Consider the following 14,274-nt stretch of genomic DNA (forward strand, 5'->3'; position numbering starts at 1 on the left):
GGGGGTTGCCTTGGTACCGAAGAACCCGCTTTCCCTGGGAAAGTCGAAGCAGACAGAAAAGGCGACCCAGAAACCTATCCCTGTCCCGGTGGAACGTTCGATCGACTTCTGCCGCGTGATTGTGGATGGTCAACTTGAACCTGGCAGCTGCCACTACTCCACCGCTCTCAAGAAAGTGAATGAAGCTGAGAGCGGCTACGTGTGGTTGTCCCTCCGCGAGCCCAACGTGGAGCAGATGGAGAAGGTCGCCGAAGAGTTCGGCATTCACGATCTCATTGTGGAAGATGCCGTGAGCGCCCACCAACGCCCGAAGGTGGAACGCTACAACAATCAGCTGTTTCTGGTCATCCGCACGATTGAGTACCGCGACGACGAAGAGGTCACTGACCTGCGCGAGATCATCTCGACCGGTGAAGTGCAGATGCTCATCGGCGAGAACTTCGTGATCACAATCCGCCACAACGCGGAGCTTCCGAACCTCACTCAGGAGCTTGTCGAAGACCCGGAGATTTCCGCGCTGGGACCCGCTGCCGTCGCCTGGAAGGTCGCAGACCACGTCGTAGAGAACTACGCCATGATCACGACCTTCCTCCGCGAAGACGTCGATGAGCTGGAGAACGAAGTCTTCACTCCGCGCCGGCAGATCAACATCGACAAGATCTACTCCTACAAGCGTGAGATCTTGGAGATGCGCCACGCGATTGACCCGCTGGGTCCCGCGTTGAAGACAGGACTGAACCTGCACAAGGACCTGTTGAGCAAGCAGATCCGCTCTTACCTGCGTGACGTGCAGGATAACGCGATGATTGTCACCGACAACGTCAACGGATTCGATGAGCGGCTTTCCTCGCTTCTCGACGCGTCCGTGGCCAAGGTGAGCATGCAGCAGAACTCCGACATGCGCACGATCTCAGCCGTGGTGGGTATGGCGGCCCTTCCGACGATGATCGCCGGAATCTACGGCATGAACTTCGAGTACATGCCAGAGCTGTCGTGGCGCTATGCGTATCCGGTTGTCTTAGTGGTAATGTTCGGCTCCATCGTGGCCATGTACTGGTGGTTCCGCCGCAACAACTGGCTCTAACCCAGCTGTTAGGCCATCACCATGGTGCGCAGGGTGGTGATCGCGACGATCTTGCCCTCCTGCTTCATCTCGATGCGCCAGATCTGGGTGCGCCGGCCCAGGTGGACGGGCGATGCTTCAGCCTCGATCGTGCCGGAGGTGACGCTGCGGATCAGATCCGTGTTGTTGTTCATGCCCACAACGGGCGCGCCCGCGGCGGCGTACCCAGCGTAAGAGCCCACGCTCTCTCCGATGGCGCAGAACACCCCACCGTTGACCTGGCCGGCGGGCTGGTGGTGGCGCGGATCCGCTTCCACCGTCGCGGTGATCTTCTCCGGGCCGAAAGCGGTGAAGTGCAGCCCGATGAAGCTGTCGAATTCGACGTGGTGAGCGTTCAGGTATGCCAGTTCGTCGTCGGTGAGCTGACGGTCGCGTAGTTCCATGAGTTTGCTGAAATCCATCTCCATGGCCAGAGATTTTACCAACGAAACTAGATCGCGTGCGCGGTTATAGATCTGTTTGTATTTAAAGGGTTCTTATATGGCCCATCGCCTGCGTAGGACCGACTGGCCTGCGTATGCTTTGGGCATGACTAACGAGAATCTTGCGCAGATCGGCGTCGTGGGCATGGCTGTGATGGGCTCCAACTTGGCCCGCAACTTCGCCTCCCGCGGCCACACGGTAGCTATCTACAATCGCTCACCTGAGAAGACCCGGGCTGTCATGGAGCAGCACGGCCACGAAGGCAACTTCATCCCTTCGGAGTCCATTGAGGACTTCGTTGCGTCTCTGGAGCGTCCGCGCAAGGCGGTCATCATGGTGCAGGCCGGTGCTGGCACTGACGCGGTGATCGATCAGCTCGTTGAGGCCATGGACGATGGCGACATCATTATCGACGGCGGAAACGCTCTGTTCACCGACACCATCCGCCGCGAGAAAGAGGTCGCAGCGAAGGGCCGCCACTTCGTCGGCGCGGGCATCTCCGGTGGCGAGGAGGGCGCCTTGAAGGGGCCGTCGATCATGCCGGGTGGCCCGAAAGAGTCGTGGGAGACCCTCGGTCCTCTGCTGGAATCCATCGCTGCTGAAGTCGATGGCGTGCCGTGCGTGACTCACATCGGCCCTGACGGTGCTGGTCACTTTGTGAAGATGGTCCACAACGGCATCGAGTATGCCGACATGCAGGTCATCGGCGAGGCTTACCACCTGCTGCGTTACGCGGCGGGCATCGAGCCGGCTGAGATGGCAGACATCTTCGCCGAGTGGAACCAGGGTGATCTGGACTCGTACCTCATCGAGATCTCTGCAGAGGTGCTGCGCCAGGTCGATGCGAGGACGGGCAAGCCGCTGGTGGACGTCATTGTCGACGCCGCTGGCCAGAAAGGCACCGGCCGCTGGACTGTGAAGGAAGCACTCGACCTTGGCGTGCCCACAACGGGCATTGGGGAGGCCGTCTTCGCCCGCGCCCTGTCCTCGGCGCTGGCGCAACGCCAGGCCGTCCAGGACACGGGTTTGCCGTCGGGTGAGGTCACGTTGCTAGAGACGCTCGGCGTCGATAAGCAGCAGTTCGTTGAAGATGTCCGCCGCGCCCTGTACGCCTCCAAGCTTGTGGCCTACGCGCAGGGCTTCGACGAGATCAACGCTGGCTCCCAGGAGTACGGCTGGGGCATTAAGCCGCAAGACCTCGCGACGATCTGGCGCGGTGGCTGCATTATCCGCGCGAAGTTCCTCAACCGCATCACCGAGGCGTACAACAACGACCCGCAGCTGCCGTCGCTTTTGCTCGACCCTTACTTCAAGTCTGAGCTGGAGAAGGGCCTTGTCGATTCCTGGCGTCGTGTGGTCATCATTGCCACCCAGTTGGGTCTGCCGATCCCGGTGTTCGCCTCAAGCCTGTCCTACTACGACTCGCTGCGCGCGGAGCGCCTACCGGCTGCTCTCATCCAGGGCCAGCGCGATTTCTTCGGCGCCCACACCTACAAGCGCGTGGACATGGAGGGCACCTACCACACCACGTGGTCCGGTGAGCGTGAGGAAATCACGTACTAGCCCGGTAGGGCTGTACACTTCATCCGATGCCCACATTCTCTGATCTCGGCCTGCCCCGCCCCATCGTCAACGTTCTCACGAAACAAGGAATCGAGGAACCCTTCCCAATCCAGGAAGCGGCGATCCCCGCTGTTCTCGACGGACGGGATGTGCTCGGGCGCGGGCCGACGGGCTCGGGTAAGACTTTTGCCTTCGGGCTACCGATGCTGGCGCTGCTCGCCGGTTCCCCGTCCAAACCCGGCCACCCGCGCGGCCTCGTCCTCGCCCCCACCCGTGAGCTCGCAGCGCAGATCCGACAGCGACTCGACGATCCTGCTGCTGCCGTTGGTCTGCGTGTGCTCGAGGTTGTGGGCGGGGTGAACATCAACAACCACATTCGTTCGCTTGCAGCGCCAGTGGACCTGCTCGTCGCTACGCCCGGACGCGCTCAGGACCTGATCAACCAGGGCAAGCTCAGCTTCGATTCCGTCGCCGTCACAGCGATCGACGAGGCTGACCAGATGGCCGACATGGGCTTTCTCCCCCAGGTCCGCAAGCTTGTCGACGCCACACCTGAAAACGGCCAGCGCCTACTGTTTTCGGCGACGCTGGACGGTGACGTGGAAAAGCTTGTGCAGCGGTACCTGACGGATCCTGTGACGCACTCGACGGCCCCTGCCCAGGCTGCCGTGGACACGATGCAGCACTACCAGCTGCTGGTGGGCAGCCGAGAGTCCAGGAACGAGATCGTGCCGCTCATCGCCGCGCGCGAGGGCAAGACCATCATGTTCATGCGCACGAAGCATGGCGTGGACCGGCAGGTGAAGAAGCTCCGTCGCGTCGGCATTGAGGCTCAACCGCTCCACGGTGACAAGGGCCAGGGCGCACGCACCCGGGCTATCGAAGGATTCACAGACGGGTCTGTTCCTGTTTTGGTCGCAACCGATATCGCTGCACGCGGTATTGACATCAGCGACGTGTCCTTGGTCGTCCACATCGATCCGCCGGCCGAGCACAAGTCCTACCTGCACCGTGCCGGGCGCACCGCCCGCGCAGGCACGTCCGGCACTGTGGTGACCTTGGTCATGGACGAGCAGCGCAAGGAAGTCGATCAACTGCTCCGCAAAGCGGGCGTGGACGCGCAAAAGGTCCGCGTTACCCCGATGTCCGGCGAGTTAGTTAAGATTACGGGCGCGCAGGAGCCTCACGGCCGCCCGCTTCCGCCGCCCGGCCAACCGCAGACAACCAAGCGCTCCCGCGGGAAACGGCACTGACAACACCACCTATGGATCTTCTTATCTCTCTACTCGCCCTTCTAGGGTTTGTGCTGCTCACGGCCTCAACTGGTCTGTTTGTCGCCATCGAATTCGCGCTCACCGGCATGGAGCGCTCAACCGTGGACAACCATGTGCAGGAGAAGGGAGATAAGACCGCTCTGGCCGTTCAACGCGACCACAGCAACCTCTCTTTCGTCCTCTCGGGGGCGCAGCTGGGCATCACGCTGACTACTCTTGCGACTGGTTTTCTTGCAGAGCCGGTGCTGGCTCGCTTCTTCGGCCCCGCGCTCGAGCTCGTTGGGCTCAGTGAGTCCGCCTCGAGCGCCGTCGCCCTCATCCTCGCCCTCGTCGTGGCAACGACACTGTCCATGGTGTTCGGCGAGCTGGTACCGAAGAACATCGCGATTACTGAGCCGTTGTCCACGGCCCGTTTCGTCGTGCCGCCCGTCAATGCCTTCAACACGGTGTTCAAGTGGTTCATTAAGGCGATGAATGCATCGGCAAACTGGTTCGTGCGCAAGCTCGGGATTGAGCCGGCAGATGAGCTCGCCTCCGCCCGCTCTGGCCCTGAGCTGGGTGCTATGGTCCGCAGCTCCGCAGAAGCGGGTGGACTGGATGAGCAGACTGCCCGCATGATTGACCGCTCCCTTCAGTTCGGCGAGACCACCGCGGAAGAGGTCATGACGCCGCGGTCGACGGTCAAGTCCCTCGATGTCTCGGATACGGTGAACGATTTGATCTCGTTGGCGATGGAATCCGGCCACTCCCGCTTCCCTGTCCGCAACGGTGACCTGGATGACACCGTGGGACTTGTTCACATCAAAGACGCGTTCTCGGTCGCCCGAGACCAACGCGCCACGACGCGGGTAGGCGATCTAGCCAAGCCGGTCAGCTACGTCCCCGGCACACTCGACGGAGATGCTGTTCTCGATCAAGTGCGTTCCGCCGGTTCACAGGTTGTGCTCGTTGCGGACGAGTACGGCGGCACCCAGGGCTTGGTCACCATTGAAGACGTCGTCGAAGAAATCCTCGGCGAAGTCTACGACGAGTACGACGACCGCGAGTCCGAGCGCGATTTCCAGCGCTTCGGAAAGTCGTGGGAAGTCTCCGGCCTTGTACGTCTCGACGAACTGACGGAGCGGATCAGTTACACCGCCCCTGACGGGCCGTATGAAACTCTTGGAGGGTTGATCATGGCCTCGCTCGGCCAAGTCCCCTCTGTCGGCGATACTGTGGTTCTCCCCCACCCTGCCCAAGATCTTTCGGAGGAGCTCGAGGAAGCGAACGCCAGCCGTTGGCTGGCTCGCGTGTCCATCATGGAGGGCCGTCGACTGGACAAAGCCATTCTGACGCCAATCTCCTCCGATGAGATCGGGAGGTACCATTCATGAGCATCTGGACTGCCACCATCCTCATCATCGCCCTGCTAGCTGCCAACGCATTCTTCGTGGCCACGGAGTTCGCGCTCGTCTCGTCGAGACGCGATCGCCTCGAATCCATGATCGCGCAGGGCAAGACCAGCGCACGGCGCGCTTTGGAAGCCACGGAGCATCTGTCGCTGTACTTGGCCGGCGCTCAGTTCGGCATCACTTTCGCCTCGCTCATTCTGGGTAAGGTCGCCGAACCTGCCATCGCGCATTTTTTGGAGGATCCTTTCACCAGCATCGGAGTGCCGGAGAACCTCCTGCACCCGATCTCGTTCGTCATCGCCCTGCTCATCATCACGATCCTCCACATCATCTTCGGCGAGATGATCCCGAAGAACATCGCGATCGCCGGGCCTGAAACGCTCGCTGTGTGGCTGACGCCGGTGATGGATGTCTGGGTGAAGCTGACCCGGCCCTTGATCTTCGCGTTGAACGAGATCGCCCGCTGGACGCTCTACCTCTTCGGCATTGAGCAGCGCGACGAACTCGACGCCACAGTGGACCAGGAGCAGCTGGCCAACATGATCTGGGAGTCCCGGCAGGAGGGGCTTCTGGACGAAGAGGAGACCACCCGCCTTGCCTCTGCCCTGTCGTCCGAGTCGCGCAGCCTGCAGGAGGTGATGATCCCCATCGACAAGCTGGTGACCATCCCCTACTCCCGGCAAGGGATTCCTCTGCGCGTCCTTGAAAACGCTGTCCGTGAGACCGGATACTCGCGTTTCCCGGTGGAGGGCACCGATGGCGCACTGCTCGGGTACATCCACGTCAAGGACGTCCTCGACCTCCTCGACTCGGAGATGGAGAGCCCGGTCATCCCGTACAACCGCGTCCGTCGCTTGAGCATTGTCGACGGCTCCGGCAGCCTCGACGACGCGTTGACCGCAATGCACCGTCGCTCCGCTCACATGGCCCAGGTCCGCGACAACGGTGAGCTAGTGGGTGTTCTCGCGCTTGAGGACCTGATCGAGGAGTACGTGGGCACCGTGACCGACTGGACCCATGAGCAATGATCTCGCTCGCGCGTGAGGAGTGGAGCGAACTCGCTGAAACCCACGAGAAGCGTGCCCGACAGTGGGTCGATCCGCACATAGCGCGGCGCAGCCGTGGTGAGAAGCATCCGATCTGGGATTTCCTCTTCGACTACTACCCTGTTCGCCCCACGCACCTCACGCGCTGGCACCCGGGCCTTGGCACGAAGCTTCTCGACGCGTCCGATGCCCCTCACACTTCATGGCGCGATTACCAGCGCGGCCCTGACGGAACAGTCACCCTCGACGTCGAATCGTTCCTCGCCCGCCGGCGGTCCGATATGGAAAATATTCGGGTTCTGTTGCGCGCTATTGATCACAACCGCCCGCAGTTCGACTGCTTCGGTTTGCACGAATGGGCCATGGTCTACAACACCGGGCGACCCCGTCACGACGTTCCGTTGCGGTTGGGGCAACGGGGCACAGATGACGTGGTCAAGCAGCACGATCTGAAGTGCACGCACTTTGACGCGTACCGCTTTTTCACTCCACCCGCGAAACCGCTCAATCTGACCGTGCTTGACTCTGCCACCCGCCCCGCGAATGACCAGTGCGGATGCCTTCACGTAGGCATGGACTTGTACAAATGGGCGACCAAGATGGGCCCGCTTGTGCCCGGTGACCTCATGCTGGATTGCCTGGAGCTGGCGATGAATATTCGACTGCTGGACATGGAGGCCTCTCCGTATGACTGCCGCACGCTCGGCTTCGGGGTTGTCCCGATTGAGACGCCGGAGGGCAAAGCTGAGTACGTAGCGAAGCAGCGCGAGTTCTCTGCGCGAGCGGAACCTTTGCGAAATCAGCTGCTTCAACTTCTTGACGCTGCATTTACCCGATAAGCTGTCTATCGTAACTATTGCGAAAGGCAGACCATGGCTCGGCATTCCAACGGCAAGAACAACTACGCCCTGTCCAAGGGCGCAATTGCGTTCCTCGTATTGCTCGCCCTCATTATGCTTGCGGTTGCGGCTGCGGGGGTGGTGTGGGGAACGCATCGTGGCAAAGCGGGCGGGAACCAAGCCGCGCCCGAGTGCGTGTCTGGTGAGTTAGCCCTGCCCGTCGCTGCGTCGTCAGAAGGCGTGGCCCGCGAGGTGATCAACGCCTACGCCAACTCCCAGCCTGTAGTCCGCGATTACTGTGTTCAGCCTGTCTACGTGGAGAACCTGAGCGAGGCCGCTGTATACATTGCGCCTAACACACCGATCTCCCACCAGGAGATCGCGCATGCACAACGCAGTGCCACGACCAACGAGCCCGCCTCCGTGTATTCGTCGGTCGTCGGACTTGCCGGGCCTAATGAGATCGATCCGGCCACAGTGGACATCAAACAGGTGGACTTCCCCACCGATGAGCAGCCCGAAGCATCTGCAGTTGTCGCCTCCGCTGTAGCTGACAACGATAACGCTGCCGTTGCCGCACTGACCGAACAGCGGGTGGGCACTGCCGCATCCGACACCGTGAACTCCACCCGCTTCGTTGCCAGCGATGAATCCAACGTCCCCAACGGATTCACATTCAGCCCGTTAGCTGATACCTCTGTGGTCTACTCTGCCATCCCGCTGAATACGACAGACGCGGTCACAGAGGACCAAACTCGAGCGGCTCAAGCATTCGCAGACTTTGCGAGTGAACAGTACGGCAACGACTCTCAGCTCCCGGCCATCGCTGAGTCGGTCTGGGCCGCTGCCCGTCCCAACGGTGGAGAACGCATCTCCACAGCGGCGCAGGAGCACGAACCAGCGCCGACGGAGATCGGTGAACCGATTGACACCCTGTTCCTGCTGGACACCTCTGATCAGATGGCACACTTCGCGGAACCGGTGGCCCAAAGCATTGGAGCGGTGGCTACTTCACTTACAGACGCTGGGCGCCAAGTTGCGCTGTGGAACTACTCCTCGCCGCTCAACCCCGGCATCACGCAGGGCTTCCGCCGCAACGTGGAGTTCACCAACGATGGCGCGCAGATCGGTGCCGCCGCACAAGGCTTCATCAATGCCGGTGCCCCCCGCACCCGTGAAGCCGTCGCAGCCGCGCTGAAGTACGCGGAGTCTGTTGAAACTCCCATCCGAGTGATGTTGATTACCTCAGGCACCGTCGACGACGCTGACGTGACACCGGCTATCGCACACGCTCGTGCAGCTGGAGTTGAACTGTCTGTCGTGCACGTTGGCGCCGCGCCAAAAGACCAGATGCTTATCGACGCAGCAACCTCCTCCACTGACCTCTCTTCCCCAGTCGATTCCGCTATCCGCGAGGCAGTAGGACTCTAGAACTCCCCACATAAAAAAGAACCCTGCTGGAGGTCATCCAGCAGGGTTTAATGTATCTTCAATTGAACTTAGGAGCTGCGACGCTCCCGGCGGGCAGCCAGTTCATCGAGTGCGACGACGTTGTCGGACTCTTCTGCGACAGCGTCGCCGCCGATCCGCTCGGAGGGGAACGCCGAAATGGTCCCGGTGAGCTCCTTGACGATCTGCGGAACAGCGATGGCGAACACGCCCTGGCCACCGCCGAGCAGGTCGATGATCTCGTCGTTGCTGCGGCACTCGTACACGGTGGCGCCGTCGGAAACGAGGGTGATCTCGGAGATCTCGTTGATGCCGCGGTCACGCAGGTTGTCCACGGCGAGGCGAATGTTCTGCAGGGAGATGCCAGTGTCCAGCAGGCCCTTGACGATCTTCAGGACGAGGATGTCAGTGAAGGAGTAGAGACGCTGCGAGCCGGAGCCTGTGGCGTTTCGGATGGAGGGGTTCACCAGATCGGTGCGCGCCCAGTAGTCCAGCTGGCGGTACGTGATGCCGGCCACCTGGCATGCGATGGGCACGCGGTAGCCAACCTCATCCGACGGCCCGAGGTCAAACAGGCTTTCCTGGACAGGGGCGTCGATGTCGTCGTGACTGTCGAAGATACTCACGTAATTACTCCCATGATGTTTAGAGAAGGGCGCACTAGTTATTTAAAGCCAAGCTTAAGCTGCGGTCAAGACCAGGGACACCGACACGCCGTAACTTCAAGCTCAACTTTAACTTTAGAGTTACTCTTCCCCACTGTCATCTTCAGTCACATCTTTAACATCGGATCTTTCGAATCCGAGGTCCTGCTCTGATACTCCGAGATCGCGCATCAGTTGCTGAAAATCAGCGTCTGCCTTGGCATCACCAGAGGCAGAATCAGATCCGGCTGGCACCGCTTCGTCATCGACTTCAATGTCGAAGTAATCCAGCGCATCCTCCGCTGACAGCCACAATGACGACTGCGACCAGACAGTTTCATCAACCTCAATCGGCATATCCAGCATGACGGATAGGACAAACGCGTCCGTCGGGCGGCAATCGAACTCGGCACCGTCTTCCATCGTGATCTGCGCCATGAACACGCCGTTGTGATAATTAGTCAGCTCAATAGCAGCAATGCCGGCGGTGGACTGCTCGATGAGATCGAGCAGCAGATCATGGGTGTCGGGGCGCGTGGGCTCCCAGTCACCGATGCGTCCAATGAGCTGCGCCCCACCGACGGGCGGCAACCACACCGGGACGAAACGACGGCGCTCCTCCCACAGGAGCAGTGCACACAGGAAGCTTTCCGGGCCGACGGGAAAAACCCCGCAAAATGTGACGGGAACAGAGGTCATAGGCCTACGCCCCTAGCCCGCGGCGCAGCTCGTCCTTCACCAAGGCAGAGTTCAAAGACACCACAAGTGAGGCCACCTGCTGCCCGAGCTCGTCAGCTTCCTGCTTGGCGGAGGCTTTACCCGACTTCGCAACAGGGCCAACGACCTTTGCCACCATGTCCGCTTGCCTGCCTGCAGCATTGCGAAGGGCTTTCAGGTGGCGTCCATCAAGACCGAATTCAGCCAACGAAGCTGCCGTGCTGACAATCCGTACGTCATCGGCGGAGAACAGCCCACTCGAGTCCGGGACGATCAATCTAGCATTGATGCACTTCGTTACGAAGGACTGCTCGCACTGCGCCTGTACGGCCACGTCTTTGTCTGTCAGGCGCGTCGCCTTCGCCGCGCCGATGCTCTCCGAGGAAATGACTTGCTCAGAGACCACGACGACGTCTCCGGAATCCATGGCTTCAAGCTGCTCGCGAATGACTTTGAGCGGCAGGTAGTTATCCCGCTGCGTCACCAAGATGTAGCGCAGGCGATCAATATCAGCCTCCGTGAAGCGCCTGTACCCCGACTCTGTGCGCTCCGGGCTGATCAGCCCCTCCGATTCGAGGAACCGGATCTTCGACACAGTGACATCCGGAAATTCTTCGCGCAGGCGTTGGATGACCACGCCGATGGACATGGTCTTGTTCCCCGTCTTCTTTGCTTGTTGGGGTGCCTGTTGTTGGGTTTTCCGGATCGCGGTCACTGTGCAGAAAGATTACTCGGATTCAGAGATGAAAACGAGGCGGAACTTACCGATCTGAATTTCGTCGCCGGTAGACAGCGCCTGGGAGTTACGCGGCTCGCGGTTGACGTAGGTGCCGTTAAGGGATCCGACGTCGACGACCTCGAACTCGCCGGAATTGCGGCGGAACTCAGCGTGACGGCGGGACACGGTCACGTCATCGAGGAAGATGTCTGCCTCGGGGTGGCGGCCTGCGGTGGTGGTGTCACGGTCCAGCAGGAAGCGGGCACCCGCGTTCGGGCCACGCTTCACAACGAGGAGGGCTGCGCCTTCCGGCAGGCCCTCCACGCCACCGACGTTGTCAGAGGCGGTAGCTCCCGTCTCCATCTCCTTCAGAAGATCGGCACGGAATACCGAAGTGGTTTCTACCTGTGCCTCCGGCGTACCGGTGTTCTCGCTCATGTCTTCTCCTGACGCTTTCGACGGATGTCAATCGTTATTCAACTTCACGCCCATCATACCGACAACTTCGTCGACCGCGCTGCGATCGTGGGCGGTTCGCGCTCTAACCTACCGGAACATGCTGGCTATCCCAGAGATGACTGAGTTTCCTCCCCCGGCGAGCGGGTTGTCGGACACCATGTAGGTCCACGTTGCGCTCGGGCGCTTCCAGCCGGCGTTAGCGAGGTGGGCGCCGCGGTCGTCGATAAGCACCTGCTCAAAGGTGTCAACGGCACGATCGACAGCGCGTTGTGCCAGCTCCTTGAACTCCCGCACGGCAATTCGGTGATACTCGGTCAGCGGGGTTTCGCGTGCGATGGCCCGCAGGTGGATGGACTCACGGACGTCGTCCATATGGGCCAGATGCTCGGACCATTCGTCGTCGAGGTGGAAAAGCATGATCTCGCGCGCGGCCTGTTCACGCACATGCTTATCGACGCCCGCAGCCTCGAGCTCCGCAGCCTTTTCCGGCGCACGCTGGGACAGTTCGACCCATGCACGGTCGGTGTCCAAGAGGATGGCGCGGCGCTCGTCGATAATAGCCCGGTGATCTGCAAGGAGCTGGTTGTACTTCCACGTCTGCGCGTGGATTTCCAGCAGTTGGCCTTCAGTGACACGCTGGCAGTGGGCCACGAAGTCGTGGATGCGTTTTGCGTCCACCCGGCCATCGGCATCGGGCTGCGCAGTGATCTTCTCGTCCGCCCCACCCGCGGCCACGATGTCATCTTCGAGGGACACGAAGAACAAACTCAAGCCAGGATCGCCCTGGCGTCCCGCGCGGCCACGGAGCTGATTGTCCAGGCGCGCTGTGCGGTGGCGGGCCGTACCGATCACCGCTAGTCCACCGAGTTCCGCAACGGCATCGTGGTCGGCCTCGTCAGCGCCGCCCAGGCGAATGTCGGTACCTCGTCCGGCCATCTGCGTCGACACCGTGACGCGGCCCAGATCGCCCGCTTCTGCCACGATGCGCGCCTCCTCCGCATCGTTCTTGGCGTTGAGCACGTTGACCTCGATGCCGCGCTGCGTCAAAGCGTCAGCAAGAGCCTCAGACTCAGCCACGTCGTGCGTGCCGACGAGCACTGGCTGCCCCGTGCCATGAAGGTGGGCAATCTCGGCGACGATGGCTTTGAACTTCTCATCCATGGTGGCGTAAACGCGATCCTGCTCGTCGAAACGCTGGAGGGGCTTAGCCCGCTCGATGACCGAGACGCGCAGGTCGTAGAACTGGCGCAGTTGATCCGTCGCCTCCACCGCAGTACCCGTCATCCCGCACACGAGCGGGTAACGGCGCATCAGTGCCTGGAGCGTGATGGAGTCGAGGATGCGGCCGCCCTCACTGACATCGAGTCCTTCCTTCGCTTCGACAGCCGCCTGCAAACCGTCGGGCCAGCGTTGTAGCTCAGCGACGCGACCACGGGAGGCATCCACTAGGTCGATCTTGCCGTCCTGAACGATGTAGTGGACATCGCGGATGAGCAGCGCTTTCGCGTGCAATGCGAGGTTGACGCGGACGAGAATCGTGCCGATGTTCCCATCCGAATACAGCGAGTCAATACCGAGAGACTTCTCCACCTTGGCGGCGCCGTCGTCGGTCAGGAACACATTGCGGCGATCCGCATCGATCGTGTAGTCGATCCCCTCCCTCAAATGGGAAACAGCTTCCGTGATCTGCCCGGTAGCCTGCTCTCCTGGCTTGGAACCGGCGAGGACGAGCGGGACTAAGGCTTCGTCGACAAGCACGCTGTCTGCTTCGTCGACAAGCGCAACGTCAGCTCGCGCCTGAACAGTCTGGCCGCGACTCGTGATTTGGTTGTCGCGCAGGTGGTCAAATCCGATTTCCGCAACTGGCGCGTAGACTACGTCCGCCCTGTACGATTCAACCCGGTCTTCGCGCTCGCTCGATTCGGTGACAAAGCCCACCTTGAGCCCGAAGAATTCGACGAGCGGGCGCATCCACTCCGCGTCACGCTGCGCGAGGTAGTTGTTCACGGTGATGACGTGCACACGCTTGCCAGTGAGTGCGAAACCCGTGGCAGCCATCGCACCCACGAGCGTCTTGCCTTCACCGGTGGCCATCTGAATCACGTCGCCTTCGAGCAGACGCAGTACCGCTTGATTCTGCACGTTGAACGGCGTCATCCCCAACGTGCGGGTTGAGGCCACAGAAAGAATGGCGAGAAACTCTGGCTTCTTCTGAATCTGCCCGTCCACAACGGTTGCCCGGATCTCCTTGGCGAGCTCCGCATCACTGCGCCCCTCGTACGCAGGCATGAGCTCGTGCGCGGTAGCGACAATGCCTTTCGACTTCTTGTCGTTGCGCTCAGACGTAGAGCCCATCGCTTTCCAGAACCAGTCAAACTTACCCATAGTGCGACTCTACGTGACCTGCTGATTACTGATTAAACTGACCGTGCTGTAATCTATCGAAGTTCCCCAAGAATGCTTTGGGAGCAACGGGCTGTGGCGCAGTTTGGCAGCGCACTACACTGGGGGTGTAGGGGTCGCAGGTTCAAATCCTGTCAGCCCGACAATTTGTCATCAGTCGCGACATTGTTGACAGATGAGTCGCGACATGGTGGACAAACCGGCGTCTTGGTGTTTATTTTTTCC

General features: G+C 60.9%; 13 protein-coding genes and 1 tRNA gene. 8 read left to right on the forward strand and 6 right to left on the reverse strand.

The genetic code is table 11. The features are described 5' to 3' along the window. The first annotated feature begins 10 nt into the window (after positions 1–10). The gene (locus tag KBX19_RS04770) at positions 11–1,084 is read left to right on the forward strand and encodes a magnesium and cobalt transport protein CorA (protein ID WP_005290189.1); all 1,074 of its coding nucleotides are present in this window, start codon (positions 11–13) and stop codon (positions 1,082–1,084) included. Positions 1,085–1,092: 8 nt separating this feature from the next. Here the strand turns inward: KBX19_RS04770 and KBX19_RS04775 are convergent, their stop codons facing one another. Further along, complete coding sequence (locus KBX19_RS04775) at positions 1,093–1,530, reverse strand: PaaI family thioesterase (protein WP_255997689.1); 438 nt, start codon at positions 1,528–1,530, stop codon at positions 1,093–1,095. A gap of 121 nt (positions 1,531–1,651) precedes the next feature. Between KBX19_RS04775 and gndA the strand changes: the two genes are divergently transcribed. From gndA to KBX19_RS04805, 6 genes are read left to right on the forward strand one after another with little or no spacing between them, the layout of a single operon-like run. After that, the gene (gndA, locus tag KBX19_RS04780) at positions 1,652–3,109 is read left to right on the forward strand and encodes an NADP-dependent phosphogluconate dehydrogenase (RefSeq protein WP_255997690.1); all 1,458 of its coding nucleotides are present in this window, start codon (positions 1,652–1,654) and stop codon (positions 3,107–3,109) included. Between the two features lie 26 nt (positions 3,110–3,135). Beyond that, positions 3,136–4,362 carry a DEAD/DEAH box helicase gene (locus KBX19_RS04785; RefSeq protein WP_255997692.1) on the forward strand — a complete coding sequence of 409 codons (1,227 nt, stop codon included), beginning with the start codon at positions 3,136–3,138 and terminating at the stop codon, positions 4,360–4,362. 11 nt (positions 4,363–4,373) lie between these two features. After that, positions 4,374–5,756, forward strand: a complete 1,383-nt coding sequence (locus tag KBX19_RS04790) for a hemolysin family protein (RefSeq protein ID WP_255997693.1) — start codon at positions 4,374–4,376, stop codon at positions 5,754–5,756. After that, on the forward strand, positions 5,753–6,802 hold the full coding sequence (locus tag KBX19_RS04795) for a hemolysin family protein (protein WP_255994901.1): 1,050 nt from the start codon (positions 5,753–5,755) through the stop codon (positions 6,800–6,802). Before KBX19_RS04790 ends, KBX19_RS04795 begins: the two co-directional genes overlap by 4 nt. Further along, positions 6,799–7,659, forward strand: coding sequence for a 3-methyladenine DNA glycosylase (locus KBX19_RS04800; RefSeq protein WP_255997694.1), 861 nt, complete (start codon positions 6,799–6,801; stop codon positions 7,657–7,659). The genes KBX19_RS04795 and KBX19_RS04800 overlap by 4 nt, the downstream gene beginning before the upstream one ends. Positions 7,660–7,692: 33 nt before the next feature. Continuing rightward, positions 7,693–9,090, forward strand: a complete 1,398-nt coding sequence (locus KBX19_RS04805; protein ID WP_255997696.1) for a vWA domain-containing protein — start codon at positions 7,693–7,695, stop codon at positions 9,088–9,090. A 68-nt stretch (positions 9,091–9,158) separates the two neighbouring features. Here KBX19_RS04805 and KBX19_RS04810 read toward each other — a convergent pair whose 3' ends face one another. The 5 genes from KBX19_RS04810 to secA2 form a co-directional block, all read right to left on the reverse strand. Beyond that, a complete protein-coding gene (locus tag KBX19_RS04810) occupies positions 9,159–9,734 on the reverse strand; it encodes a MerR family transcriptional regulator (protein ID WP_321207014.1) in 576 nt (191 codons plus the stop codon). Positions 9,735–9,854: 120 nt separating this feature from the next. Continuing rightward, the gene (locus tag KBX19_RS04815) at positions 9,855–10,451 is read right to left on the reverse strand and encodes a bifunctional nuclease family protein (RefSeq protein ID WP_255994899.1); all 597 of its coding nucleotides are present in this window, start codon (positions 10,449–10,451) and stop codon (positions 9,855–9,857) included. Positions 10,452–10,455: 4 nt separating this feature from the next. Beyond that, entirely contained in the window at positions 10,456–11,184 is a 729-nt protein-coding gene (locus KBX19_RS04820) for a MerR family transcriptional regulator (protein WP_255994898.1), read from the reverse strand. A 12-nt stretch (positions 11,185–11,196) separates the two neighbouring features. After that, positions 11,197–11,625: an oxoglutarate dehydrogenase inhibitor Odhl gene (gene odhI / locus KBX19_RS04825; RefSeq protein WP_005290211.1), complete on the reverse strand. Its 429-nt coding sequence runs from the start codon at positions 11,623–11,625 to the stop codon at positions 11,197–11,199. Between the two features lie 108 nt (positions 11,626–11,733). After that, on the reverse strand, positions 11,734–14,031 hold the full coding sequence (secA2, locus tag KBX19_RS04830) for an accessory Sec system translocase SecA2 (RefSeq protein ID WP_255997697.1): 2,298 nt from the start codon (positions 14,029–14,031) through the stop codon (positions 11,734–11,736). Positions 14,032–14,118: 87 nt separating this feature from the next. Here secA2 and KBX19_RS04835 point away from each other — a divergent pair. Next, positions 14,119–14,192 (forward strand) — tRNA-Pro (locus KBX19_RS04835). Positions 14,193–14,274: the final 82 nt, after the last annotated feature.

The organism is Corynebacterium sp. CCUG 71335, assembly GCF_024454075.1.
GTDB classification, from domain to species: domain Bacteria; phylum Actinomycetota; class Actinomycetes; order Mycobacteriales; family Mycobacteriaceae; genus Corynebacterium; species Corynebacterium genitalium.

Coding starts and splice junctions, on each gene's coding strand:
- KBX19_RS04775 (WP_255997689.1), bottom strand. CDS start 1,530: ATGGAGATGGATTTCAGCAAACTCATGGAACTACGCGACCGTCAGCTC.
- gndA (WP_255997690.1), top strand. CDS start 1,652: ATGACTAACGAGAATCTTGCGCAGATCGGCGTCGTGGGCATGGCTGTG.
- KBX19_RS04785 (WP_255997692.1), top strand. CDS start 3,136: ATGCCCACATTCTCTGATCTCGGCCTGCCCCGCCCCATCGTCAACGTT.
- KBX19_RS04790 (WP_255997693.1), top strand. CDS start 4,374: ATGGATCTTCTTATCTCTCTACTCGCCCTTCTAGGGTTTGTGCTGCTC.
- KBX19_RS04795 (WP_255994901.1), top strand. CDS start 5,753: ATGAGCATCTGGACTGCCACCATCCTCATCATCGCCCTGCTAGCTGCC.
- KBX19_RS04800 (WP_255997694.1), top strand. CDS start 6,799: ATGATCTCGCTCGCGCGTGAGGAGTGGAGCGAACTCGCTGAAACCCAC.
- KBX19_RS04805 (WP_255997696.1), top strand. CDS start 7,693: ATGGCTCGGCATTCCAACGGCAAGAACAACTACGCCCTGTCCAAGGGC.
- KBX19_RS04815 (WP_255994899.1), bottom strand. CDS start 10,451: ATGACCTCTGTTCCCGTCACATTTTGCGGGGTTTTTCCCGTCGGCCCG.
- odhI (WP_005290211.1), bottom strand. CDS start 11,625: ATGAGCGAGAACACCGGTACGCCGGAGGCACAGGTAGAAACCACTTCG.
- secA2 (WP_255997697.1), bottom strand. CDS start 14,031: ATGGGTAAGTTTGACTGGTTCTGGAAAGCGATGGGCTCTACGTCTGAG.